23 protein-coding genes and 3 pseudogenes are annotated in these 23,703 nt (G+C 57.7%); 17 read left to right on the top strand and 9 right to left on the bottom strand.

Annotated features, from left to right (window positions below; all coding sequences use genetic code 11):
* From ccoO to ATY29_RS24495, 9 genes are all read left to right on the top strand, one after another.
* A complete protein-coding gene (gene ccoO, locus ATY29_RS24535; protein WP_004674404.1) occupies positions 1-735 on the top strand; it encodes a cytochrome-c oxidase, cbb3-type subunit II in 735 nt (244 codons plus the stop codon).
* A gap of 8 nt (positions 736-743) precedes the next feature.
* On the top strand, positions 744-896 hold the full coding sequence (locus tag ATY29_RS24530; protein WP_004674411.1) for a cbb3-type cytochrome c oxidase subunit 3: 153 nt from the start codon (positions 744-746) through the stop codon (positions 894-896).
* A gap of 1 nt (position 897) precedes the next feature.
* Positions 898-1,761, top strand: a complete 864-nt coding sequence (ccoP, locus tag ATY29_RS24525) for a cytochrome-c oxidase, cbb3-type subunit III (RefSeq protein WP_097537393.1) — start codon at positions 898-900, stop codon at positions 1,759-1,761.
* 11 nt (positions 1,762-1,772) lie between these two features.
* The gene (locus tag ATY29_RS24520; RefSeq protein ID WP_088939488.1) at positions 1,773-1,958 is read left to right on the top strand and encodes a hypothetical protein; all 186 of its coding nucleotides are present in this window, start codon (positions 1,773-1,775) and stop codon (positions 1,956-1,958) included.
* A gap of 167 nt (positions 1,959-2,125) precedes the next feature.
* Complete coding sequence (ccoG, locus tag ATY29_RS24515) at positions 2,126-3,700, top strand: cytochrome c oxidase accessory protein CcoG (RefSeq protein ID WP_097537392.1); 1,575 nt, start codon at positions 2,126-2,128, stop codon at positions 3,698-3,700.
* Positions 3,697-4,182 carry a FixH family protein gene (locus tag ATY29_RS24510; protein ID WP_085739658.1) on the top strand — a complete coding sequence of 162 codons (486 nt, stop codon included), beginning with the start codon at positions 3,697-3,699 and terminating at the stop codon, positions 4,180-4,182. The genes ccoG and ATY29_RS24510 overlap by 4 nt, the downstream gene beginning before the upstream one ends.
* Complete coding sequence (locus ATY29_RS24505) at positions 4,179-6,449, top strand: cation-translocating P-type ATPase (RefSeq protein ID WP_097537391.1); 2,271 nt, start codon at positions 4,179-4,181, stop codon at positions 6,447-6,449. The genes ATY29_RS24510 and ATY29_RS24505 overlap by 4 nt, the downstream gene beginning before the upstream one ends.
* Positions 6,446-6,604 carry a cbb3-type cytochrome oxidase assembly protein CcoS gene (gene ccoS / locus ATY29_RS24500; protein WP_008536474.1) on the top strand — a complete coding sequence of 53 codons (159 nt, stop codon included), beginning with the start codon at positions 6,446-6,448 and terminating at the stop codon, positions 6,602-6,604. The genes ATY29_RS24505 and ccoS overlap by 4 nt, the downstream gene beginning before the upstream one ends.
* A gap of 31 nt (positions 6,605-6,635) precedes the next feature.
* Complete coding sequence (locus ATY29_RS24495) at positions 6,636-7,301, top strand: Crp/Fnr family transcriptional regulator (protein WP_008536475.1); 666 nt, start codon at positions 6,636-6,638, stop codon at positions 7,299-7,301.
* A 262-nt stretch (positions 7,302-7,563) separates the two neighbouring features.
* Here the strand turns inward: ATY29_RS24495 and ATY29_RS24490 are convergent, their stop codons facing one another.
* Positions 7,564-7,767, bottom strand: coding sequence for a hypothetical protein (locus ATY29_RS24490; RefSeq protein ID WP_097537390.1), 204 nt, complete (start codon positions 7,765-7,767; stop codon positions 7,564-7,566).
* Positions 7,768-8,455: 688 nt separating this feature from the next.
* Entirely contained in the window at positions 8,456-9,442 is a 987-nt protein-coding gene (locus ATY29_RS24475; protein ID WP_010025697.1) for a nodulation protein NodZ, read from the bottom strand.
* A 1,627-nt stretch (positions 9,443-11,069) separates the two neighbouring features.
* Between ATY29_RS24475 and nodB the strand changes: the two genes are divergently transcribed.
* The 7 genes from nodB (at position 11,070) to ATY29_RS24440 (ending at position 16,785) form a co-directional block, all read left to right on the top strand.
* Complete coding sequence (gene nodB, locus ATY29_RS24470; RefSeq protein ID WP_011053465.1) at positions 11,070-11,729, top strand: chitooligosaccharide deacetylase NodB; 660 nt, start codon at positions 11,070-11,072, stop codon at positions 11,727-11,729.
* Positions 11,730-11,736: 7 nt separating this feature from the next.
* The gene (gene nodC, locus ATY29_RS24465) at positions 11,737-13,068 is read left to right on the top strand and encodes a chitooligosaccharide synthase NodC (protein ID WP_011053464.1); all 1,332 of its coding nucleotides are present in this window, start codon (positions 11,737-11,739) and stop codon (positions 13,066-13,068) included.
* A gap of 15 nt (positions 13,069-13,083) precedes the next feature.
* Positions 13,084-13,701: a nodulation methyltransferase NodS gene (gene nodS, locus ATY29_RS24460; protein WP_011053463.1), complete on the top strand. Its 618-nt coding sequence runs from the start codon at positions 13,084-13,086 to the stop codon at positions 13,699-13,701.
* Between the two features lie 35 nt (positions 13,702-13,736).
* Entirely contained in the window at positions 13,737-13,997 is a 261-nt protein-coding gene (locus ATY29_RS24455) for a carbamoyltransferase N-terminal domain-containing protein (protein ID WP_016737486.1), read from the top strand.
* Positions 13,998-14,420: 423 nt separating this feature from the next.
* Positions 14,421-15,371 (top strand): nodulation factor ABC transporter ATP-binding protein NodI, encoded by a 951-nt coding sequence (gene nodI, locus ATY29_RS24450; RefSeq protein ID WP_016737487.1) that lies wholly within the window; start codon positions 14,421-14,423, stop codon positions 15,369-15,371.
* A gap of 3 nt (positions 15,372-15,374) precedes the next feature.
* On the top strand, positions 15,375-16,163 hold the full coding sequence (gene nodJ / locus ATY29_RS24445; protein ID WP_011053461.1) for a nodulation factor ABC transporter permease subunit NodJ: 789 nt from the start codon (positions 15,375-15,377) through the stop codon (positions 16,161-16,163).
* 205 nt (positions 16,164-16,368) lie between these two features.
* Positions 16,369-16,785 (top strand): cupin domain-containing protein, encoded by a 417-nt coding sequence (locus tag ATY29_RS24440; protein ID WP_097537389.1) that lies wholly within the window; start codon positions 16,369-16,371, stop codon positions 16,783-16,785.
* Positions 16,786-17,137: 352 nt separating this feature from the next.
* Here ATY29_RS24440 and nodD1 read toward each other — a convergent pair whose 3' ends face one another.
* From nodD1 to ATY29_RS24420, 4 genes and pseudogenes are all read right to left on the bottom strand, one after another.
* A complete protein-coding gene (nodD1, locus tag ATY29_RS24435) occupies positions 17,138-18,076 on the bottom strand; it encodes a transcriptional regulator NodD1 (RefSeq protein ID WP_029532439.1) in 939 nt (312 codons plus the stop codon).
* Between the two features lie 168 nt (positions 18,077-18,244).
* The gene (nolE, locus tag ATY29_RS24430; protein WP_010022281.1) at positions 18,245-18,577 is read right to left on the bottom strand and encodes a nodulation protein NolE; all 333 of its coding nucleotides are present in this window, start codon (positions 18,575-18,577) and stop codon (positions 18,245-18,247) included.
* Positions 18,578-18,965: 388 nt separating this feature from the next.
* Positions 18,966-19,641 (bottom strand): annotated as a pseudogene (gene istB, locus ATY29_RS24425) (IS21-like element helper ATPase IstB); the annotation flags it as partial.
* A gap of 7 nt (positions 19,642-19,648) precedes the next feature.
* Positions 19,649-19,943: pseudogene (locus ATY29_RS24420) on the bottom strand (transposase); the annotation flags it as partial.
* Between the two features lie 179 nt (positions 19,944-20,122).
* Between ATY29_RS24420 and ATY29_RS38625 the strand changes: the two are divergent.
* Complete coding sequence (locus ATY29_RS38625; protein WP_011053458.1) at positions 20,123-20,434, top strand: MafI2 family immunity protein; 312 nt, start codon at positions 20,123-20,125, stop codon at positions 20,432-20,434.
* Here the strand turns inward: ATY29_RS38625 and ATY29_RS38540 are convergent.
* From ATY29_RS38540 to ATY29_RS24400, 3 genes and pseudogenes are all read right to left on the bottom strand, one after another.
* Positions 20,431-21,216 (bottom strand): annotated as a pseudogene (locus ATY29_RS38540) (IS5 family transposase). The gene ATY29_RS38625 and the pseudogene ATY29_RS38540 sit on opposite strands and share 4 nt — an antisense overlap.
* 59 nt (positions 21,217-21,275) lie before the next feature.
* The gene (locus ATY29_RS24405) at positions 21,276-21,671 is read right to left on the bottom strand and encodes an FkbM family methyltransferase (RefSeq protein ID WP_011053455.1); all 396 of its coding nucleotides are present in this window, start codon (positions 21,669-21,671) and stop codon (positions 21,276-21,278) included.
* 194 nt (positions 21,672-21,865) lie between these two features.
* Positions 21,866-23,701 carry a carbamoyltransferase family protein gene (locus tag ATY29_RS24400; RefSeq protein WP_244597436.1) on the bottom strand — a complete coding sequence of 612 codons (1,836 nt, stop codon included), beginning with the start codon at positions 23,699-23,701 and terminating at the stop codon, positions 21,866-21,868.
* Positions 23,702-23,703: the final 2 nt, after the last annotated feature.

The following is a 23,703-nucleotide window of genomic DNA, read 5'->3' as shown; positions in this document are numbered from 1 at the left end:
ATGGCATCGTTACTTGATAAACATAAGACCCTCGAGAAGAACGCGACGCTTCTTCTGGTCGGCTCGCTGCTGGTCGTCAGCATTGGCGGCATCGTTGAAATCGCACCGCTGTTCTACCTGCAGAACACGATCGAAAAAGTGGAAGGCATGCGGCCCTACACGCCGCTAGAGCTCGCCGGACGGAACATCTACATCCGTGAAGGCTGCTATCTCTGCCACAGCCAGATGATCCGGCCGTTCCGTGATGAGGTCGAACGTTACGGCCATTATTCGCTCGCCGCGGAATCGATGTACGACCACCCGTTCCAATGGGGATCCAAGCGGACAGGGCCCGATCTGGCCCGCGTCGGGGGGCGTTACTCGAACGAATGGCACGTCCAGCATCTCGCAAATCCGCGGGCCGTGGTGCCGGAATCAATCATGCCGAGCTACGCCTTCCTCGAAGAGAAGGAGGTGACGGTCAGGAGTATCGGAGAGGACCTCAAGGCCAATGAGGACGTGGGCGTGCCTTACAGCGACGACATGCTGGCGAATGCCGAGGCCGACATGAGAGCCCAGGCCGATCCGAACGCGGACACGGCGGCTCTACTCAAGCGCTACCCAAATGCGAATGTCGGCGATCTCGACGGCGATCCAACCCGGCTGACCGAGATGGACGCGCTGGTGTCCTACCTGCAGATGCTCGGAACGCTGGTTAATTTCTCGACCTATGACGACGCGACCGGCTACCGGTGAGGTGATCCATGGAAACTTACACTGCAATGAGACACTTCTCCGACAGCTGGGGCCTCCTGGCAATGGCCGCATTCTTCGTCGGCGCGGTCATGCTCACCCTTCGCCCAGGTAGCAAGCAGACGGCCAAAGATGCCGCCGATATTCCCTTGAAGGACGATTGAGATGTCGCAAAAGCATATCGATGAACTGAGCGGCGTCGAAACGACGGGTCATGAATGGGACGGCATCCAAGAGCTCAACAATCCCATGCCGCGCTGGTGGATCTGGACCTTCTACGTGACGATCCTCTGGGCGATCGGCTACGCCATCGCTTACCCGGCCATCCCGATGATCACTTCCGCCACTAACGGCTATCTCGGTTATTCAACGCGCGCCGAGCTGCAGCAGGACCTCAATCTCGCTAAGTCATCGCAGACGGAGTTCCATGACCTGATCGCTGCCAAGACAGTGGAGGAGATCGACGCGGATCCTGCTCTTCGTAAATTCGCGATCGCTGGCGGCGCATCCGCTTTCAAGGTGAACTGCGCGCCCTGCCATGGATCGGGAGCGAGCGGCGGTCCGGGGTTTCCGAATCTCAACGACGACGACTGGTTGTGGGGCGGGGATCTGAATGCCATCCAGGCCACGATCTCTCATGGCATCCGCTTCGACGGCGATACGGATAGCCATTCCTCCGAAATGCCGCCCTTTGCCGGTGTTCTGGAGCCCATCCAGATGAAGCAGGTCGCCGCCTTTGTCTGGGGGCTGACCAATACGCCCTCGGATGTCGGTCTGGCGGCGGCCGGAAAACAGGTTTTCTTAGACAATTGCGCCCCATGTCACGGCGAGGACGCCAAAGGAAAGGTGGAAATGGGTGCGCCGGATCTCGCCGACGCAATCTGGCTGAAGTCGCGGGGTGAAGACGCCATCCTTCGTCAGGTTGCCTCTCCCAAACATGGCGTAATGCCTGCCTGGGCAGCGCGCCTGGGGGACACAACGGTCAACGAGCTTACTATTTTCGTTCATGCGCTCGGCGGCGGCACGTAAGGAGAAAAGACATGACAGCCCACGACCGCAATCCGATCCTCCGTCTCTACGGCGCGCCGCGTGCTGTTATCCGATCGCGTGTCTCAGCCCGCGCCCAACAGATGCCTGCGTCTTCGGAGCACGACGACCCGGCAAAAATCGGCAATTCGATGGTGAGTTTGATCTGCCTCAAAGACCACAAGCAGACGAGCCGATAGTTTCAGCTCCTGTGGAGGACGTCCCAGCGGTTTCTCCGCCGCTGTCCTCCGGCCACGCCCTTACTCTGGGGCGTGGCCTTTTTGCTTCTGCACGGTCGTTCTTGATCTGCATCAAGGAACGGATGCGCCACGGCTGGGAAAAGAGTGGTGAAAATCGGACAGGTCCTATGAATCTCTATACCCGCCCTAATCTAAATGACATTGACCACGTTCGCGTCGAACCCGTCAACGCCCGGCGCAACCGCCAGTCTCTCTATGCGCCGCGCAAGAAGATCTTTCCGAAACGAGCCGAAGGGCCCTTTCGCCGGTTCAAATGGGTCTTGATGCTGCTCACGCTTGGCACATATTACCTCGCGCCGTGGATTCGCTGGGACCGCGGTCCCTATGCGCCCAATCAGGCAATCCTCGTCGACCTCGCCTCGCGGCGCTTCTTCTTTTTCTTCATCGAGATCTGGCCGCAGGAATTCTACTATGTGGCGGGCCTGCTCGTCATGGCGGGCTTCGGCCTCTTTCTCCTCACCGCCGCTGTCGGCCGCGCCTGGTGTGGCTATGCCTGTCCGCAGACCGTCTGGGTCGATCTCTTTCTCGTCGTCGAACGCGCTGTCGAAGGCGACCGAAACGCTCGGATGAAGCTCGATGCCGACCCCTTCACTTTCGACAAGCTCAGGAAGCGGGTGATCAAGCACGCGATCTGGCTGCTGATCGCCGTCGCCACGGGCGGAGCATGGATCTTCTATTTTGCCGACGCGCCGAGCCTGGCGGCTTCACTGTTTGACGGCAGCGCTCCTGCCGCTGCGTATGCTACGATCGCCACCCTGACCGCGACGACCTATGTGCTTGGCGGCCTCATGCGCGAACAGACATGCACCTATATGTGTCCGTGGCCGCGCATTCAGGGCGCGATGCTGGATGAGAATTCGCTTGTTGTCACCTACAACGACTGGCGGGGCGAGCAGCGGTCGCGCCATGGCAAGAAGGCTCGGGGTCTGCCGGTGGGCGATTGCGTGGACTGCAATGCCTGCGTCGCCGTCTGCCCGATGGGGATCGACATCCGCGACGGCCAGCAGATGGAATGCATCACATGCGCCCTCTGCATCGACGCCTGTGGCGGCGTCATGGACAAGCTCGGGAAGCCACACGGCCTGATCGCCTATGCGACGCTCAAGGAATATTCGAGCAACATGTCGCTTGCTACTGACGGAGGACGGACAGCCATCCAGCCCTCCAATGTCCGAAACGACGACGGAAGCTTCATGCCAGCTGTCCGGAATTTCGACTGGCGCATCATCTTCCGCCGAAGAATTGTCTTCTACGGTGTCGTCTGGGCATCGATCGGCGTCGCCATGGTCGTCCATCTCGCCTTACGCGATCGGCTCAGGCTCAACGTTATCCACGACCGGAACCCTCAATATGTTCTGGAAAGCGACGGCTCCATCCGAAACGGCTACACGCTGCATGTCCTCAACATGGTGCCGAAGCCGCGGGACGTGACCATCACCCTCGTCGGGCTGGAGGGGGGCACAATGCGCATTCCCGAGTTCGGCAGGCAGGATGCCCGCAGCTTCACCGCTCACGTCGAACCCGACGCGGCCACGACGCTCAAGGTCTTCGTCACGCGCGCCCCAGACGGGGCAGAGATCAACGAATTCCTCTTCGTCATCGAAGATATAGGTCAAGACGCAGGTCAAGCCGACCGGGCGAGCTATCGCGCGGCGTTCAACGCGCCGGGAGACGTGAAATGAAGACTTCTACTCAGGGCTTTACCGGCTTGCACGTGCTGCTTGCCACCTCGGCATTCTTCGCCGTAGTGATCGCCGTAAACGCCACCATGGCCTTCTATGCTGCGTCCAGCTGGAGTGGCATCGTCGTGGAAAACACCTATGTGGCCAGCCAGGAATTCAACACCAGGGCGGCAGCGATGAAGGCAATGGCCGCCTCCGGCGTCGAGGGCGCGCTCGTCGTTAAGGGCAGCCAAATCCGTTACGACATCCACGACAAGGCCGGCACGCCTGCGATCATCGATGATGTCACGCTCAACTTCAAACGGCCCGTCGGCGATCATGAGGATTTCCGCGTGACGCTCCGGAAGACGGGCGAAGGGCGGTTCGAAGCCGATCACCAGGTTGTCGCCGGCGACTGGATCGTCGAGGCCATATCGAGAATGAACGGGGCGGTCGTCATGCATGAGGCCAAACGCTTCGACACCGCGGAGTTCCGCCAATGACCTGCTGCTCGATGGATGCGGAAAGCGTTCTCGGCCTCAGCGCGACATCCGCCGGCGCCGAGGAGGTATGCCTTGCAAGCCACCCGCTCGGGGCAGGGTTACGCCAGATCGACCTCAGCGTACCCGACGTCCACTGTGGCGGCTGCATATTGACCCTCGAAAAAGCGCTGTCGGCGCTTGCGTTCGTCAGGAAAGCCCGGGTCAATCTCACCGCCCGGCGTGTCACCTGCGTCTATCAGGAAGAGATCGAGGCGAAGGCGACCGATCCCTCCGAAATCCTCGCCGCGATCACCTTGGCCGGATACCGCGCCCATCTCATCACGTCGACAGCACCCGAAACCGACAGGATCCGGAACCAGCTACTGCTGGCGATTGGAGTTTCCGGCTTTGCGGCCGCCAACATCATGATGCTCTCGGTGTCGGTATGGTCGGGCGCCGATGCGGCCACGCGCGACATGTTTCACTGGATCTCGGCGATGATCGCGGCGCCGGCGCTGGTTTATGGTGGACGCTTCTTCTTCAAATCGGCCTGGAGCGGGCTCAAGCGTAGGCGCACCAACATGGATGTTCCGATCTCGCTTGCAGTGACGCTGTCCTATGCGGTCTCCCTATGGGAAACCATGCACCATGGCGAACATGCCTGGTTCGACGCGTCGGTGTCTCTGCTGTTCTTCCTGCTGATCGGCAGAACCCTCGATCATGTGATGCGGGAAAAAGCCCGCGCCGCGATCAACGGGCTTGCCAGACTGGCGCCGCGCGGGGCGCAGCTGATGATGCCGGACGGGTCGCGGCACTACATCCCGGTCGAAGAGATCGCCGTCGGGGATAACATCGCGATTGCCGCCGGCCAACGCATTCCCGTCGATGGCATGATCGTCAGCGGCGAGAGCGATGTTGACCTCTCCATCGTCACCGGTGAAAGCAGCACGGTCGCCGTCGCCGCAGGCAGCGCGCTGAATTCGGGTGCGATGAACCTGACCGGTTCGCTCGTCCTGCGGGCGACCAAAGTGGCAAGGGATTCGCTTCTTTCCGAGATCATCGGCCTGATGGAAGCGGCCGAGGGCGGCAGGGCTCGTTATCGCCGGGTCGCCGATCGCGCCGCAGCACTTTATTCTCCCGCCGTGCACCTGTTGGCGCTGGCCTCCTTTCTCGCCTGGGGCTTGCTTGGGGGCGATTGGAAACAGGCCATGCTGGTCGCGGTCGCGGTGCTGATCATCACATGCCCCTGCGCATTGGGCCTTGCCGTACCGGTGGTCCAGGTGGTCGCCGCCGGCGAACTTTTCCGCAGGGGCATCGTGGTGAAGGACGGTTCGGCGCTCGAAAGACTGGCCGACGCGGACATGGTGGCCTTCGACAAGACCGGCACCCTGACGATGGGCCGGCCCCGCCTCGTCCGAAGCGACGCGATCGCGGGCAATAGCGCCATCGTTTGCGCAATGGCGGCGCATTCACGGCATCCGCTTTCCCAGGGTCTGGTGCGGGACATAGACATCTCTTACCCCTTCGCCTTCGACAGGGTCACGGAAATCGCCGGCGGGGGGCTGGAAGCCTGGAAAGGAGCGGACTTCTATCGGCTCGGCAACCGGGCCTTTGCCTGCGGAACCGGGCTCACGCCCGCGGGCGATACTCCGTTTTCGGAGGTGGTCCTGTCGAAAAACGGCGTCGATCTCGCCCGTTTCCTGTTTGACGACACGCTTCGTCCGGGCGCCGCGGAGGCTTTCCGCCAGCTCGCTGCAGCCGGTATCGAAACGCTGATAGTATCCGGCGACAGGCAGGCCGTCGTCGACAACACAGCGCGGGCTCTCGGTATCGGCAAAGCTCTGGGCGACCTGGGGCCGAAACAGAAGGTCGAGGAACTCCAGAGGCTGGGCGCCGAGGGCTATCGCGTGCTCATGGTCGGCGACGGGATCAACGACGCACCGGCGCTGGCCGCCGCGCAGGTCTCGATGGCGCCCGCAACCGCATCCGACGTCGGCAGGCAAGCCGCCGACCTTATCTTCTTCAACGATCGTCTCGATGCCGTTCCTGAGGCAATCGCCGTTGCACGAAGATCCGCCAGCCTCATTCGCCAGAACTTTGCTCTCGCCATCGGTTACAACGTGCTTGCGGTACCGATCGCAATCGCCGGCGGGGCAACGCCGCTGATAGCGGCGGTGGCCATGTCGACTTCGTCGATCATCGTCGTGACGAATGCGCTGCGATTAAATGCCTTCGGCCTATGGAGCGAGCCGCTTGCCGGCGGACGTGCGGAAGTTGAAACCACATGAACATGCTGATCTATCTGATGCCGATCGCAATGCTGATGGGGGGAATGGGTCTCCTGGCGTTCCTCTGGTCGCTGACGAACCGCCAGTACGACGACCTTGAAGGAGCAGCTTGGCGAATCCTCGTCGAGGACGAAACCGATTGCAAAAGACCTTGAACCGCTCACGGCCGAAACGAAAGGAAGATCGATGCTATCGAGACATCCCATACTTTTGCGATCTGACCTGTTTCACGGCCTGGACAAAGCAAGGATAGAAGAACTGGCCGACACGGCTCAGTTCCAGAGCTTCGCACCGGACGAGCGGATCATCGCCGAGGGCCAGCAGGCGTCGTTCGTCTATTGCGTGATGCGCGGCTTCGTGCGACTTTCGAAGTCGGAATCCGCAGGGCGCCAGGCAGATATCTGCATCTGCGAGCCGGGCGAGACGTTCGGTGAATATCTCCTGTCGGGAGGCGGCTCCTACACCTACAGCGCATGGTCCGCCGACGGCGCAGAGGTCGCGTTGTTCGACCTTGTGGAGTTGCGGGCGCTTGCCGACCGGGACCCCGTCATGCGTCGCAACGTTATGCGCATCATGGCCCGGCATCTGCTCGGTGCCATGGATTGCATAGCGGGAGACCGGCTGCACACGGCTGCACAGCGTGTTGCGAATTACCTCGTCAGCCGCTGCCCGGCCTCAGCATCGCAGGCCACCTTTCGCCTGCCTTACCGGAAGAGAATTCTGGCCGGCAAACTCGGGGTTGCGCCCGAAGCCCTTTCGCGGGCTTTCGCTGCCCTCGGTCCTGCAGGGGTCGAAGTCAGAGGCAGGGTCGTCGTGGTTGACAGCGTCGATCTGCTGCGGAAGGCGTGCTGACCTCGGGGCAGGGCGATAACCGCGCCGGAATTCGACAACCGTCAATATGGCGATCGCTTGCTCCGTTATGGCCAGGCGCAAAAAAGCACCAGGACGGATTGTTTTTGTCATCTCGACTGTCTTCATCGCTTGCTTCAGGCCTTGTCCGCATCAACGGTGGCGCTGACGACACATGCGGATACCGTCGGACTGGCGGGCTTAATAGGGAAGTGCAGACGAACGGGCGCAACGAGCACCAACATGCGACGGAGAGCGTCTGGCGCTATTCTTCGAGGAGCAGGGCCGTCGCGAGGTAACCCATGCTGATGGTGCTTGCGAAGAGGTAGATGAACAGGCCCTTCGCGAGATAATTCTCAAGCGTGCCTGCCGCGGCAAATCCATTTTGCCAAACGAAGAAGCCCACGGCGGATCCAATTGCGAACCCCGTCGCCAAACGCGTGAGTATGAACCTGATCATGCGAGGCATGGCACCACCTCAGACTTAGTCATTACAAATGGCCGGGCAACGGAAATGCTGGCTGGCCAATTGAGTTTTGTCAACGACTGGCGCAAGCCGTCATGCAAGCAGCGGCGGGAGCCGGAGACTACAACAGTGCATCTTCTGTCTTTCGCAGCCGGCGTTATCACGCCTGCGAATGCGTCGAGGCTGAGTGAGTTGCGAGTTGCAAGGACGATGGGCGCTAAGGACCTAGCGCGGCGGCGGCTTCTGTGGTCGCGCGGTTTGCCAGACGTGTCGGGATGCGGGAATAAAGAACGGCACCGGCCACGCCCACGACCGCATAGAGCACGAAATCAGCTTGATGGCGATCTGTCGACCAAGCCCGACGAACGCCCTCGCATCAGGCAGGGCGTCGGCTAAGGCGCCGACGAGGCTGTGGCGCGCGAACGTCCTCATCCCATCGGAATCGCCGACGTGCGAGCTTGCTATGCCAATGGTGCGGGTCGAGCGCACGGTGCCGTTTCCATTCACCGAAGGCGCCCAATAGCTACCCTTCACAACAATGATCCGGCAAGCCTTTGGACGCGCGAGACGCTAGGAGAAGATGCGCCCCGGCCTTGTCTCGTCGGGTGCTGCGCCCACATCGCGATCCAGTGAACACCTCTCCTCAATCCTGCGAGGGCGCCGAGAATTTGTTCAGCGGAGTGCCGGTTCATCAAGCCGGCTCATGCTCGGACGATTCATCAGTCAAGATCAAGCGAGTCGGATTTTTCAAGTCGAACTCAATAACACGTGGCACGAAGAGACGGGCATAGCGCGTAAAGGCGCTGGTCGGCGGAAAGCGAATTACCGTATCGCATCGGGCGAGAAGGTACATCTCTGTAAGAGCAGAGATACCACCGTCCACTCCCAGCGATGCACTGTGTAATGGCCCGGCCTGGGCCGCCTGGAAGCATTTCGGGATAGTGATTAGATCGGGGAACACACCGAGTAAATGGTCCCGTACCTGCGCGCTGTCCGTACACAAGAAAACCATCACAGGGCGTCGATGCGGTAGCGCTTTGGCCTTCTCGATGGCAGTGCACACCTGGCGTAAGGCCAACTCCGGATCGGCCCAGTAGGGCGTATGGTCCATTATATCTTCGCCATTGCCATGCCGTACGTGCACACCGATGATACTGCGCCCCTTGAAGTGCTCCTGATAGATGGCGTGAATACGAGCCTGAATTTCAGGTCTAAGGTTGAGGCTCTGAAATATCTGGCGTTCGGCAGCTTGGTCGCACCGCCACATTAAACAGGCATCACAGACTACCGTGTTGGCATCAGTATCGTCCTGGGCTTGAAGAAGCTCGGTCAGTTCGTCACGTTCCCGGAAAATTTGCTCATCGGGGCGGTAAACGCTCTCGATTGAGGGCTTGTTCCACCATGATGGGAAGAACGGTCCCGGAAATGAGAACTGGTTGATCTGGTCATCGCAAATAACCCGTACGCCAGCAATATCTTGAATCGGCTCGAAGAACACCGTAAAAGCGTTCGTGAAGGGTTGATTGAGATAGCAGGAGCCACGCCAATCGATGGCCAGCGTCCGCCCCGTTCGCTGTGCATAGCGCCAAGCTGCCGCCAGCGACCAGAGACAATCACCGAAACCAGTCCGCCGTCGAGAAACAACATACCGATCCCTCTTCAGGTCGCCAGCGAGCATGTTCGTTGCCTTGTTCTGGAAAAGCGCATCGGCTTAAATCCTGCTGAAATTTTGCATATCAATTCCCGGACCTGCATCAACGCTCGTGATTCTCGCCAATTTTATGCATGACCCTTCGTCGCACAGATTTACCATTTTACGCCAGACTGGAAGTTGCGGCGCCATACGCCTTTTCAGTCCGGGCATTGAAGCCGCCGCATAGCCCTCCGTCATCGTTCAGTCGTTTATCTCGCACCCGATCCAACCCATCGGCATCGCACTTGGCTCGGAGCGAGAGGCCGGAGCTTACGTTGCGGTACGGCTCATGTTGGCGCGCTTCGCCGATTCATCGAGGGTGGCGCCGATCTAGCCAATTCCCGTCCTTTCCCGCTACCTGATCTCTATTTCATGCGTCTTCTGGAGCATCCTGGGGAATCCGTAAAATCGATTGTTTGGATAATCTCCATCCGCTTGATGGATAAGTGTGGCCACCATTGCGTCACGGCTGCCACCGTGGCGGCGATGCTGGCGAGTCTCACAACTGCGGCTCGCTGGACAAGCAGTCGATGATCGTGCCGCGGCCCAGGTTGTTGATTCAGACGAGCTCGGTTACCTCCACTTGGAGGCCCATCGCGCCCGTTTGTTTTCCAAATGTGTTCCGCGCTACGACAACAGCTCGATCCATAGTCGCGTGGTCGTCACAGCATTATTGGACCGCCTGCTTTCACCTCTCGACGGTGGTCACCATCCGGGCGACAGTTATCGGCTTAGCCAAAAGCGACGCTCCGACCGTCTGCGGAAGATTGGGGCCAGTGCTCGGATCTAACGAAACGCAAACCGATGGGGTCCGTTCTTCAATTCGGCAAGTGGGACTAGTTCCTCGAGTCGTTTGACAGCCATAGCCGATCAATTCTATCCGGCGCTTTCAGGCTTCCGGAAGGTTTCAATCTGCTCCGGAGCTTTACCCAGAGTAGGTTAGAAAGCCGCCAATGCCGAGCCATGATAAGTTCGTCAAGGGAGCGACGACGGAAATCCGGCGTCAGCCACGACAACAGGCTCGGTCCGTTAGCAGGAACTGTGGCTCGAATTTTATCTATGGCGTGGATGGGTATCATCCAAACAATCGATTTTACGAATTGAATGGCATGATCCATTAGACGAGCATCTTGACGGAAATCAAGTCGTCGATGGCGCGCCAGTGGTGTAGAGGGGTCAAATGTGTGGCTTTGGAATGTAATGCTAGCATAAGCGTTCGATCAGCCCATTGCATCATCTTGCAATCGTCGATAGGTCGGGGTTCGCGACCAATCGTCACTTTGATCGCAAGATCGATCGTTTTGGCAAATCGGCAAAGATTATGAGGCCTTTGCATGCGATTTACGTGCGTTGGGAACCGTTGCGGAAAAGGAATCGCAACTCCGACCATGTCGAGGGAATTTACATTCGCACTCGGTACAGTCCGCAACGAGCCGCGTATTGACAGATTCAAACGAGGCGGTCTGGTGACCGCTATTTTGGGAAACGGCGTACGCTACACGCTGCCACACGCGCGTTTCGACCTGCGTCCACGCGCGGCGTCATCATCCTACCTTTGGGCGGCCGGTCTCCGAATGGCCACCAGGATAATTTACCGGAAAGGACGAGAGCAATGACGCACCTCGATTGCTCGTGCGAAGTGCACGGTGAGCGCGATGACGGCACTGGTCGTCACAGCGTTTATTTGACGTTCGACGACGGTCCGCATCCATTTTGTACACCGGAGATTCTCGATATTCTGGCTGAACACCGGGTGCCGGCAACATTCTTCGTCATCGGCGAGTTCCTGGCCGATCAATCGAAATTGATCCAGCGAATGATTGCAGAGGGGCATGAAGTCGCCAACCACACAATGACGCATCCAGACCTGTCTGACTGCGAACCCGACGAGGTGCAACGTCAGATACTCGAGACAAACAGAGCCATAAAAATGGCGTCGCCTCAGGCGGTGGTGCGGCACATCCGAGCTCCTTACGGCATCTGGACCGAAGAAGTGCTCAAGGCTTCGGCGAATGCGGAACTCACTGCCGTGCACTGGTCGGTAGATCCGCGAGACTGGTCTCTTCCCGGGGCCGACGCCATTGTTAATGATGTGCTGCAGTCTGTCCGGCCGGGGTCAATCGTGCTCTTGCACGACGGTTGTCCCTCCAGTGAAATGCAGCAAGGAGCTGACCACAGTCTGCGCCACCAGACTATCATGGCGTTATCTAGCATAATTCCAGCTTTGCATGATCGCGGCTTTGTATTTCGCTCGCTTCCTCGGGAGTTCTGAAGATCCGATGGATATGCTTGACACAACCAGCACTGTCGCCGTCTCGCTTTATGCACTTCTCTCGACTGCATATAAAAGCATGCAGGCCGTTTATTCTCTGCCGACCGATGTTTCATTGGCGTCCCACGGCTTGGGCGGCTTTGACGAGCTGCCCAGCGTAGATGTCATCGTGCCAAGCTTCAACGAGGATCCCCGCACGCTTTCGGAGTGCCTGGCTTCTATTGCGGGTCAGGAATACGGGGGAAGGCTGCAGGTTTACCTAGTTGATGACGGTTCCGAAAATCGCGAGGCTTTGCGACTTGTGCACGAGGCCTTCGCGCGAGACCCCAGATTCAATATTCTCCTGCTTCCCCAGAATGTCGGCAAACGGAAGGCACAGATCGCTGCGATACGCCGCTCTGCTGGAGATATGGTGTTAAACGTCGACTCCGACACGATCCTCGCATCTGATGTCATCAGGAAGCTCGTGCCTAAAATGCAAGATGCGGCTGTCGGCGCGGCCATGGGACAGTTGACGGCCCGCAACCGAAACGACAGTTGGCTGACCCGTTTGATCGACATGGAGTACTGGCTGGCTTGCAACGAGGAGCGTGCGGCACAAGCTCGCTTCGGTGCCGTTATGTGCTGCTGCGGTCCATGTGTTATGTACCGTCGCTCTGCGCTCGCTTCGCTGCTTGACCAGTACGAGTCACAGTATTTTCGGGGAAAGCCAAGCGATTTCGGTGAGGATCGGCATCTCACCATTCTCATGCTGAAGGCAGGCTTTCGAACAGAGTACGTGCCGAGCGCCATCGCAGCGACAGTCGTTCCGAACAAGCTAGGACCGTATCTGCGCCAACAACTACGCTGGGCGCGGAGCACGTTCCGGGACACGTTGCTTGGGCTGCGCCTGCTGCCCAACCTCAATCGCTTCCTTACGCTCGACGTCGTCGGACAGAACCTCGGACCGCTGCTTCTGGCACTATCAGTGCTGACGGGACTCGCACAGCTTGCATTGACGGGCACCGCGCCTTGGTTGGCAGCCCTGATGATTGTGGCCATGACGATGATCCGCTGCAGCGTTGTAGCGCTTCGGGCCCGCCAACTACGGTTCCTCGGATTCTCTCTGCATACATTCATCAATATTTTTCTGCTACTGCCCTTGAAAGCCTACGCGCTGTGCACGCTGAGCAATAGCGACTGGCTGTCGCGCAGCTCTGCTGGCAACTCGAATCAACATCCGACGGCTGATGCACGCACTACAGAATGTTCTGGACATGCGACAGCGCCTCGAAGGCTCAAGCCCGCCCGCCATCCTGCCAGGCGAACGACGTCTGACTGCATGTGCAGCGACGAGTAAGATCTATTTACCGAGGTGAACGAGTTGACACAGAGCGACAATTATCAATTGCTGAATCGGGAACTGGCTGCACCCGATCCATGGGGACTCGACGCCAATCCATTCGAGCGTGAGCGTCACACGCAAATGCTCCGCTTGGCGCTTGCCCAGGGATCCATCTCAAGTGCGCTCGAAGTGGGATGCGCTGCCGGCGCATTTACGGTGCAGCTAGCCCCCCACTGCAAACGGCTCACCGTGATCGATGTTGTGCCTCAGGCTATAGAAAGATCGCGTCGACGCATAAGGGGTTCTCCGCACATCAGCTGGATAGTCTCTGATGTTCAACAGTTTTCACCTGACGAGAGGTTTGATCTGATCGTTGTGGCGGAAGTGCTCTACTACATCGGAGGAATAGCCGAGATGAGAGGGGCTGTTCGGAATTTAGTGCGGATGCTTGCGCCAGATGGATATCTGGTTTTCGGATCGGCGCGCGACGCCAACTGTCGTCGCTGGGGCCACGTTGCTGGTGCTGAGACGATCCTCGGCATGCTGAACGAAACTTTGCTCGAGGTAGAGCGGCTTGAGTGTCGGGGTGAGTCGGTCAACGAAGATTGCTTGCTCGCCTGTTTCCGAAATCCGTTTTCTGCCTCCTAACGGCTCAACCCTCGACGTTCAGACATGGAGACACTATGCGCATCTGTGGTATCAAATTGACCCATGACGGAGCGGACGCGCTTGTCGAGGATGGGTGGCTCGCCTTCTGCGTCGAGCAGGAGAAGCGGGGCAGCAACCCGCGATATGAAACTGTCGACAATCTCGACGCGATTGGCGCCGCTTTGGCGCAACACGGTCCGGATCCACGCGTTCTTGATCAAATCATCATCGACGGCTGGGGTGCAATGCTGAAAGTTCTCTCGAATCCGTCGAGGGCTCCGGTCTCGTTCCAATGACAGGGCATTTCCCTGCAAGAACTATCCTCGTGATAGGTGCCGCGCGGCCACCGCAGCCCGTGGCTCCGCCTCGTGGCGCCGATCTGCCTGGAGGACCCGTGCGCCTTATATAGTCAGCCCTCGAACTCCGGATTGCGAAATGTTGTTTAACCATCAGACCCGGATGAGATGCCAGGACAGAATTCCGGCTGTTGTCCATCTCGATGAATCTGCACGATTTCAGACCATCCCAGGCACTCTCTCCGTGAAGGCGCCGAGCTACTCTTCGAATGTAACAAGCTCAGGGACATTCGGCTGCTCTGCAACACGAGTGCCAATTACCACGGACGAGGCGTTTTCCCGGATTCTGCTGCAGCCCTTTAATGGAGACGCAATGAACACATACGGTGCGATGGACCAGGAAGAACCCAACCAACCGAAGAAATGCCGGTCAACGGCGCCCGACGGTCAGATGAGCGCATGTTCATGACCGCAATAGATTTTTCCGACGTAAGTAAGACATATGGCGACAAGGCCGTGGTCAGCGCGCTATCGTTCCGCGTTTCCCCGGGGGAATGCTTCGGGCTGCTTGGACCGAACGGCGCGGGCAAGAGCACGATCGCACGCATGATCCTTGGCATGACAGCCCCTGATGCGGGGAAGATTACCGTGCTCGGCGTGCCGGTGCCTGCCCAGGCTCGCTTGGCGCGAAAGGGTATCGGCGTGGTGCCGCAATTCGACAACCTTGAGCCTGAATTCACTGTGCGCGAGAATCTGCTGGTCTACAGCCGCTACTTCGGCATGAATACACGCAAAGTCGAGGCGGTCATGTCGTCGCTCCTTGAGTTTGCACGCCTAGAGAGCAAGGTGAATGCGCGTGTGTCTGAACTTTCAGGCGGCATGAAGCGGCGCCTGACGCTAGCGCGTGCGTTGATCAATGACCCGCAGCTACTTGTCATGGACGAGCCGACCACCGGTCTCGACCCGCACGCGCGCCACCTGATCTGGGAGCGCCTGCGTTCCCTGCTTACGCGCGGCAAAACGATCATCTTGACCACCCATTTCATGGAAGAAGCCGAACGGTTATGCGATCGACTCTGCGTACTCGAAGGAGGTCGCAGCATTGCCGAAGGGCGTCCGCATGACCTGATCGATGAACTGATCGGGTGCGAAGTCATTGAGATCTACGGCGGCGATCCGCATGAGTTGGAATCGCTGGTCGGGCCATATGCCGATCGCATCGAAATTAGCGGCGAGACCCTTTTTTGCTATGTGTCCGACCCGGAGCAGGTGCGTGTGCGGTTACGGCAGCGCGCGGGCTTGCGCATTCTGCAGCGTCCGCCGAATCTTGAGGATGTATTTTTGCGGTTGACCGGGCGCGAGATGGAGAAGTGAACGATGGATGAAGGTTGTGCTGCGGCTCTGCCCGCCAACGCTTTTAACTGGATTGCGATATGGCGACGCAACTATCTGGCATGGAAGAAAGTAGCACTTGCGTCAATTGTTGGAAGTCTGGCCGATCCTATGATCTACCTGTTTGGCCTCGGCCTTGGCCTCGGAATTATTGTGGGTCGCGTTGACGGCACAACCTACGTTGCATTCTTGGCGGGCGGCATGGTGGCGACAAGCGCGATGACGTCTGCGACGTTCGAGACGATTTACGCGGCCTTTACGCGAATGCACGCCCAACGCACCTGGGAAGCCATGCTCTACACACAAATGACACTTGGGGACATCATCCTGGGTGAGTTGGCATGGGCAGCGAGCAAGGCATTTCTTGCCGGTACGGGAATCATAATCGTCGCCACCGTGCTAGGCTATGCGACGTGGCCATCAGTCGTCTATGTGCTGCCAATTATCATGCTCACTGGATTTGCATTCGCGAGCCTTGCGATGGTAGTCACGGCGCTTGCGCCCAGTTACGAGTATTTCATTTTTTACCAGACGCTCGTCCTCACACCAATGCTGTTCTTGTGCGGCGCGGTGTTTCCAATCACGCAACTGCCCCAGACTTTTCAGCAGGTAGCGCAGTTCTTGCCTCTAGCGCATGCGATCGACCTCATACGCCCGGCAATGCTTGGGCGCCCCGCGAGCAGCATGGGCCTGCATATAGGCGCGCTTTGCATCTACGCGCTTTTGCCGTTCTTCCTGTCGGCAGCGCTGTTGCGTCGGCGCCTGATGTCTTGACGCCACTCGCCACCACGCCAGGAGGGGTATTGCGATGCAGTGTCTTGAAAGGACCTCAGAGCTCTGAAGATAATCATCATAGTCCGGGAACAAACGAACCCATGTCGGCGCCGGCGAGACGATGCAGGTCTTTCGCTCTGCAACTGGCCGAACTCGGAAGCAAACACCCTTCAGGAAGATCCGGCGTGTATCAGGAGAAAAGCAAATGAAGGTCATCTCAATCGCTACGGCGCTCTTTGGTCTGGCGTGTCCCGCGAACGCGTTCGAAAACAAAGCGGTCGCGGCTACGCTTATCTTAAGGACCGATCGTACGATTGCCGGTCAGCCCATCATCGTTCCACGGAAGGATGTCGAGGTCATCGCTTCGATTTATGAGATTGCGCCCGGTGCGACGTTACCAATTCATCAGCATCGCTATCAGCGCTATGGCTATGTGCTTTCGGGGGAGATCACGGTCACCAATACAGAATCTGGGAAAGAAAGCATTTTCACGGCAGGGGATTTTATCGTCGAGTCCTGGGGCATATGGCATAAAGGGGCGAACAACGGCACCGAGCCGGTAAAGCTGCTCGTGATCGATCAGGTGGAAAAGGGCAGTGAGAATGTTCTGCCGCAAAAATAAAGACGTTGAGGTATTACCGGAGGGCAATCTGGCGCCACGGCTCGGATGTGGTGAACCCGTCCCATATTAGGGGTTGGTTTGCCGCTCCTTGCTAATGTCGATTGGAGCTGCGTGAACCTTCGACTTGCGTCGTCGACAAACTGTCGAGGAGGTTGTTTCATTGGTCGGCTGAACGGCGGGCGTAGGAGAGCATCTGTCCAGTTCCTCCATACTTGGTCGTCAGTCAGCGCGGCTGTTGGGCCAGCGGCGACAGGATCATCGATCATCCGTGAGACTGTAGCGGCGGCGTTTCAAAGAGGCTCCTCATTCCGACGCCATGAATCACGCCGAACGACAAAACCACGAAAGAATGCTAGGAAATCCTGAGACGTCTCATTACCTCATGGGGCGAAGGCATGCGGGATGCTTCCTGGCATAGCACGTCCCGCATCCAGAGGCTTGCCTGATCACTATTGTGAAGCGCGGGCCATTGGAGGGCCTGTGTGAACGCGGGCAAAGGTAGCGGAAGGTCAGCGATCCGCAGGGGTATTGTCTTTTCGAGCTGCTTGACCAGGCGTAAGGGCATTGTCGCTATGCGCTCGGTCCCTGAAAGCATGAACGGAACCATGCTGAAGCCCTGCACGACTACTTCGACATGTCTCTTAAGCCCGTGCCCAAGCAAACACCATTCCTCGATGGAAGCAGCGTTCCCAAACTTCACCACAACGTGCCCCATCGACATATACCTCTCGAGTGTAAGTTGCTCCGAGAGTAGCTTGTTCGAGCGGCAGCCCACGCACACGAGGGTCTCCTCGAATAACGCCACCTTAGGATGTGCGCGCGACATGAGCAATTCCGGAAAGATGAGAAAATCGGCGTCACCGCGCCGCAAGTAATCATCGTAGTTATCGGCGATCGGCAGCAACTCGAAGCTGACGGCGGGCGCTTCTCGGGCGACACGCGTCACGACCTTTTCAAAAAAAACGAGTGCGGCGTAATCGGAAAGAATGACTCTGAAGCAGCGATCCGATTGAGCAGGGCAAAACGGATCCCAGGATATGATCGAAACCTGGATGTGAAGCAGAGCCTCGCGGACCGAAGGCGCGAGCCGCTCCGCACGCGGGGTTGGAACGAGTTCGCGACCGACCATGGTAAAAAGGTCGTCATTGAAATAGGTGCGTAACCTGCCGACGGCCGCGCTCATGGCCGGTTGGCTCAAGTTGATGCTGCGCGCTGCCGCCGTGAGATTACGCTCGGTCATCAAGGCGTCGAGTGCGACGAGGAGATTCAGATCAAGGCCCTTGAACCGCATGTCTTCATCCATAGCGAGGTGGCGAGATAAAAGGTGAAAAGGCTTGGTCTCGCAGTGTGCGGCGCCACGAGAGATCAGCAAGCAAAGGGTCGCCTAAAATTGAGAAAGTATCGATGTTCCAGCCGCCGTGGCTTTGATGGTCTTACTGCTACCTTCAACCGACACGATTCAGTGGTGCCTGATCATTCTGGCGAGTAGCAGTGTTTTCCGCGGATAAAGGTTTCGGTCTGCGACGTCGATCACTTCGGCGCCTTCAATATGTACTTCGGGGGGTAAGACGCACTCGTAGCACTCACCTTCTTCGGCAGGAGTATCTTGGCAATTGAAGTCTTGAGTGTGCTCCGCTGAATGGGCTTTGTCAGCACCATTCAGGTTTGCGCGGGGGTCACTTGCCGCCGGGCCACAATCTTGGTTACGATCATCTGCTGCAAGTGACGGCCCGGCCCGCAATGTCAATGCGAGCAACGCTGCAACGATGACGTAGTAACCAATAACCTTCATGAGACGTTTCCTTTCTTCGACTAAGGCCAGGCGATACCAGGTAGGATTGATGCCATTCCCGCCGCCAGTGCTTCGGGGCTACAGGCGTTGTTGGATTGGTTGAGAGCCTTTCAACGGATCATACCCGGTGGAGTGGAGACGGCCGTCTATGGAGCATCCGCGAAAATTGGTGAAATCTATTGTTTAAATGCGAGTCATCCATTTGATGCATGTAGACGACGTCTTGCCTGCCCGAGCCAACAAGTGTCGCCAAACCCACTGTTTTCAGGGGCGCCTTTTCACCCAGTCCTTCTATCCTCAGTGGGCTTGCGCATGTCGTTGCCGCCATCCCCTTCATCCGGGATAGCAAAGGGCGCCGCGTGCGGGAGGGACACCCCTGCGTCTCCCGTCAGGCTACGACATTTTGTTCGATCGGCTGCCTTGTATGGAGAAGACCGGATTCCTGACGTTTCAGTGTCATCGTTTGCAATGAGATAGAGGTAATGGCCGCAAGCCGGCTGGGTCGACCACGTTTAGCTTCCATCGCGGAACGTCGCCATTAGCTTTCGACGTTCATTTCGAATGATCGTAGCGTGATGAACAAGTCGGTCCACCGCGGCAAGCGTCATGGCCGGGTCCGGAAAGACGCGGTTCCATTCTCCAAAGGGCTGATTGGCGGTGATGATGATGGACCGCCGCTCATATCTTGGGAGATGAGTTCGAAGAGCACGCGGGTTTCGGCCTGGTCCTGGTGACGTAGGCCAGGTCGTCGAGGATAAGCAGATCGAACTTGTCGAGCTTTGCGACGGCGGATTCGATCTGGAGTTCACGCCGTGCGACCTGCAGTTTCTGGACGAGGTCGGTCGTGCGAGTGAACAGCACCCGCCAACCGTTCTCGATCAGCGCGAGGTCGAGGGCCGCGGCGAGATGGCTCTTTCCGCCGCCCGGCGGACCGAACATGAGGATATTGGCACCTTTCGCGACCCAGCTGTCGCAGCGGCAATGGCCATGACCTGGGCCTTGGAGACCATAGGGACTGCATCAAAATCAAAGCTGTCGAGCGTCTTTTCCGGTGGCAGGTTTCGCCTGGGCAAAATACGCCGACGCTTTGCGCAGAATCTCGTTGGCCTGACGAAGCTCGCGGCTCTCCCGCTCAAGAGCATTCATATTCTCGGCGACATCGTTCGGCCGGCCTGCTCGCTTACCGCTATCGACCTCGGTCTTCTTCACCCATTCGTGCAGCGTGCGTGGCCGGCGAGCAGCCGATCTTGGCCGCGATAGATGAAACGGCAGCCCACCGCGCGGGGTGCTCGGCTTCGTGATCCAGCACCATGCGGATGGCACGCTCACGGACTTCAGGCGAGAATTTGTTCGTTGTCTTGCTCATATCGGCTCCAATCTCTCATGAGTTGAAGCCTCCGGCAAACTCGGCGCGGTTCTTGAATCCCAAAAAGGGAACCGGCTATAGGCTTGTGTTTTTAAGCAAAACGTCACCCTCCACTCCTAGGTCCTGTTGACAAAGTCAGCAGTGATAATGCGATAAGATGGCTCCTGACGGAGGATTTGATGTCTGGAGCTGATCGGGAAATACGACTTCGACTTAGTGTGCAACGCGCCTTGCTCGGGGCCGTATCATCGACGCTCGCCGCCGTTACGTGTGGCTGGAGTGGCAACGAGATTGTCCTCGAATTCTTGGTCGATCCCGATTTCAGCGATGATGACCGCGAACGCATGGAGGTAGTCGCATCCGAGGTCATCTCGGATTTCGGTTATGAAACAATAATGACTGTCTTCACATCCCCACCATCGGATGGACCGAAGGTTCCGGTTGATAGGCGATGGTGGGCTTACAGGCGATTTGAGCCATTGCTGGGCTAAAGGCGTTCCATGAAGTGCGGCAGCCAGATTTTTGCGGCGGCCAGCAAAAGGAACGCTTCGAAGGAAGTTCGGGTCTTGTCGTAACGGGTGGCAATCCGTCGGAACTGTTTGAGCCGGTTGAACATTCGTTCGATGCGGTTGCGGTCTTTATAAACTTTGAAGTCGCAGGAAGGCGGGTCTTTCCGGTTCGCTTTTGGCGGAATCACGGGCCGAATGCCGTGGATCAGCAACTCTTCGCGGGCGGAGTCGCCGTCGTAGCCCTTGTCAGCAAGGAATGATTTAGGTTTGCCAACGGGTATGGTAAGAAGCGCTGGAACGGCGCTAGCTATAATTAGAAGCCTCGCCACCTGTCAGGACAAAGCCGAGAGGACGTCCCTGACCGTCTGCGCGGGCATGGACTTTTGTCGTAAAGCCGCCGCGTGATCGACCAAAACCCTCCTTATAAGTCCCCCTTTAGCGCCCGCAGCCTGCGAATGGCCGCGAACCGTGGTGCTGTCAATCATATGTTGCCAGTCATCGGTCAATCCAAGTTCGACAAGCGTTTCCAGAAGTGCGTCCCAAACACCTTGTTCGGCCCAGCGGCGGAAACGAACATAGACCGAATTCCACTTTCCATATCGCTCGTGCATATCGCGCCACGGACAGCCGACGCGCAGAACATGGAGCATCCCGTTAAAAAAGCGGCGGTTGTCGTGGGATGGCCGAGACTTGCGACCACGCTCGGTCGGCAATAGCGGTTCGACAATCCGCCATTCCTCATCACTCAAATCGCCTCGTGCCATAGCTGCTTCCTAAAAAGCAGTCTTGAATCACGCCTAGGCTGATTTGGGAATCCACTTTGTCAACAGGACCTAGTCTCAACCGAAATCGGAGGGTCAAACCGAACCCACTCGTACTCAGAAAGATGGTTCTTGGGACGGCGTATCGAGCCCGAGAGATCCCATTCCTTAGCGCTGTCATTGCCATTGCTGGGATGAAACTCGATCATCCCGTTTCGGTCGCTGATCGCAACCTCGGATAGCCTCATCCGATCCCGATCAGAACCCATTTTCTCCTTGAAGCGTGCAGCGGCTCTGGGGTCTGGCTCAAAGCAATAGAGCTGGGCGCTCGGAAGAAGGCGCAGAAAGCGTTGAGCATCGCTTCCGTCATTGCACCCAATGTCAAAGATTACAGGGTTAGGCTTATCGAGAAGCGAAACGATCTGTCGATGTACGTTTAACTCACACACCGGATCCATCACAGTCTCCTTAACTTTTCGAAGTGCCCCTGCTGAACGAGCTCGGACAGGATATCACTGAAATACCGAGCCATTTGGCCCTTCTTTCGACATGGTTGTTGACGCGTCGCCGTGCGATTAGGTGGGCACGGCGCATTGTCGGTCGCGGGCTTTGCTATTCGCGAGTTTGTTTGGCGTAACGACGCGACCCCAAGCTATGCTGAAAGCCCACTAGTCACCGAGGCCTCAGCGGGGACGGATACCTGTGATTTGCGGCCACGTACCGGGCTTAAGCATATGCAACGCTGCTCCCAAATCTGCCGAAGTTCATTTAGGAAAGTCTCACGACTACCTGAAACAGGCGCGATTCCATCCAAAATGTCGCCAACCAGGGCTTCTCCCTCAATCCTAATTAGCTGTTCAAACAACTCCGGTGAAATACGCACGGCCTGCAGGCTGGAGGCGCCTGTGCGGATCTCACATACAGTCTCTTGCCGATCCAGGGTGGAATATGCACGCGCCTGATGGAGACTTGCGTAAGGTGGCAAGGAAACTGCTAGTTTATTCCACTCCTCCATCGTTGAGATTCGCTTCTTGACGAGAAATGGACCGATCACAAGTGCATCCAGGTCGGTCGTCAAAAAAGTCGTTACGGCATCCCTAACCGAATCCACTACCGGCTCGGCGTTGTTGTTAAACGACGTGTTGAGCAAGATCGGAACGCCGGTTCGCTTCCCGAAAGCATTGATTAGCTCCCAATATGCGGGATTTGTCTCGCGTGACACTGTCTGCAAACGAGCCGTACCATCTACGTGCGTGATGGCGCCTAGCGAACTACGCTTGGGTTCGCGCACAGACACTACGAAATTCATAAAAGGAAATTTGCGCAAGGTACCTGGCAGATCAAAAAATTCCACGGCGTCCTCCTCCAATACCGAGGGAGCAAATGGGCGGTAGCCTTCCCGCTTCTTGACCATCATATTAATTCGATCCTTGTTTGACGCCGGCCTCGGATCAGCAAGAATACTCCGGTTGCCTAGCGCCCGTGGACCGAACTCCGAACGCCCCTGCACCCAGGCGATCACGGCGCCATCCGCAATCCATTCGGCTGCTTTGCCTGTCACGTCATCACTCCGTTCAATTTCGAGATGCTGGCCCCAAGCAAAAAGTTCCTCCTCCACGCTTCCTTCGCTCTCCAGGTCGGGTCCCCAATAGACGTTTTGCAAACGCTCACGAGGTGCCGGATGCCCCAGATCATGAGACGCCATCAATGCGGCGCCTAGTGCGCAGCCAGCGTCATGGGCAGCCGGTTGCACGAAGATGTCGTCAAACATCCCCGAGTACAGCAGCTTGCCATTCAAAGTGCAGTTGTGAGCCACTCCTCCGGCCAAACACAGTCGTTCGATGCCCGTAACCTTGGTGTAATGCCGTAGGACGTGGAACACGATCCGTTCCAGTGCTTCCTGCAGTGAAGCACTCACATCTTTATGCTGCTGCGTGAACGGCATGCCTTTCTGGCGTATTTGAATGTTACTGAGCAACGTAGGACCAACTCGGTCGAGATGGACCCGATAACCACCGTCGTCTAGGAGTTCGTAAAATTGTTCGAAGATCTCGCGGTACGAAGCGGGATTGCCGTAAGGTGCCAGACCCATGATCTTATATTCATCGAACGCGCCATAACCTAGGTAGCGGATCGTTTCCAAGTATAGCAGCCCTAGAGAATCATTCTCCGGAAATGTCACGAGTGGCTCAATCTCCGTGCTGGAACCAATCGCCAAAAGCCCCGAAAGAAAGTCTCCACCGCCGTCAATTGAGAGGACCAAACTTCGCTCGAAGCCCGACATGAAAAACGAGCTCACCGCGTGCGACATATGGTGGCTCACGAACGACACACGTGAGGGATCAATTTCGGCACCAAATTCTTGCCCGAGTAATCCGCACAACAACAGTCTCGCGTCCGGTATTGGGGTACTTGGGTGAGAGAGGCGCACGCGCTCGAGCACAGCGTTGCAATAGGCCTCGGTCGCATAATACGCGATGCGGTCGATGT

Origin of the sequence: Rhizobium hidalgonense, from assembly GCF_002914525.1 — a bacterium.
Lineage (GTDB): Bacteria > Pseudomonadota > Alphaproteobacteria > Rhizobiales > Rhizobiaceae > Rhizobium > Rhizobium hidalgonense.
This window is presented reverse-complemented; position numbering and strand designations above follow the sequence as displayed.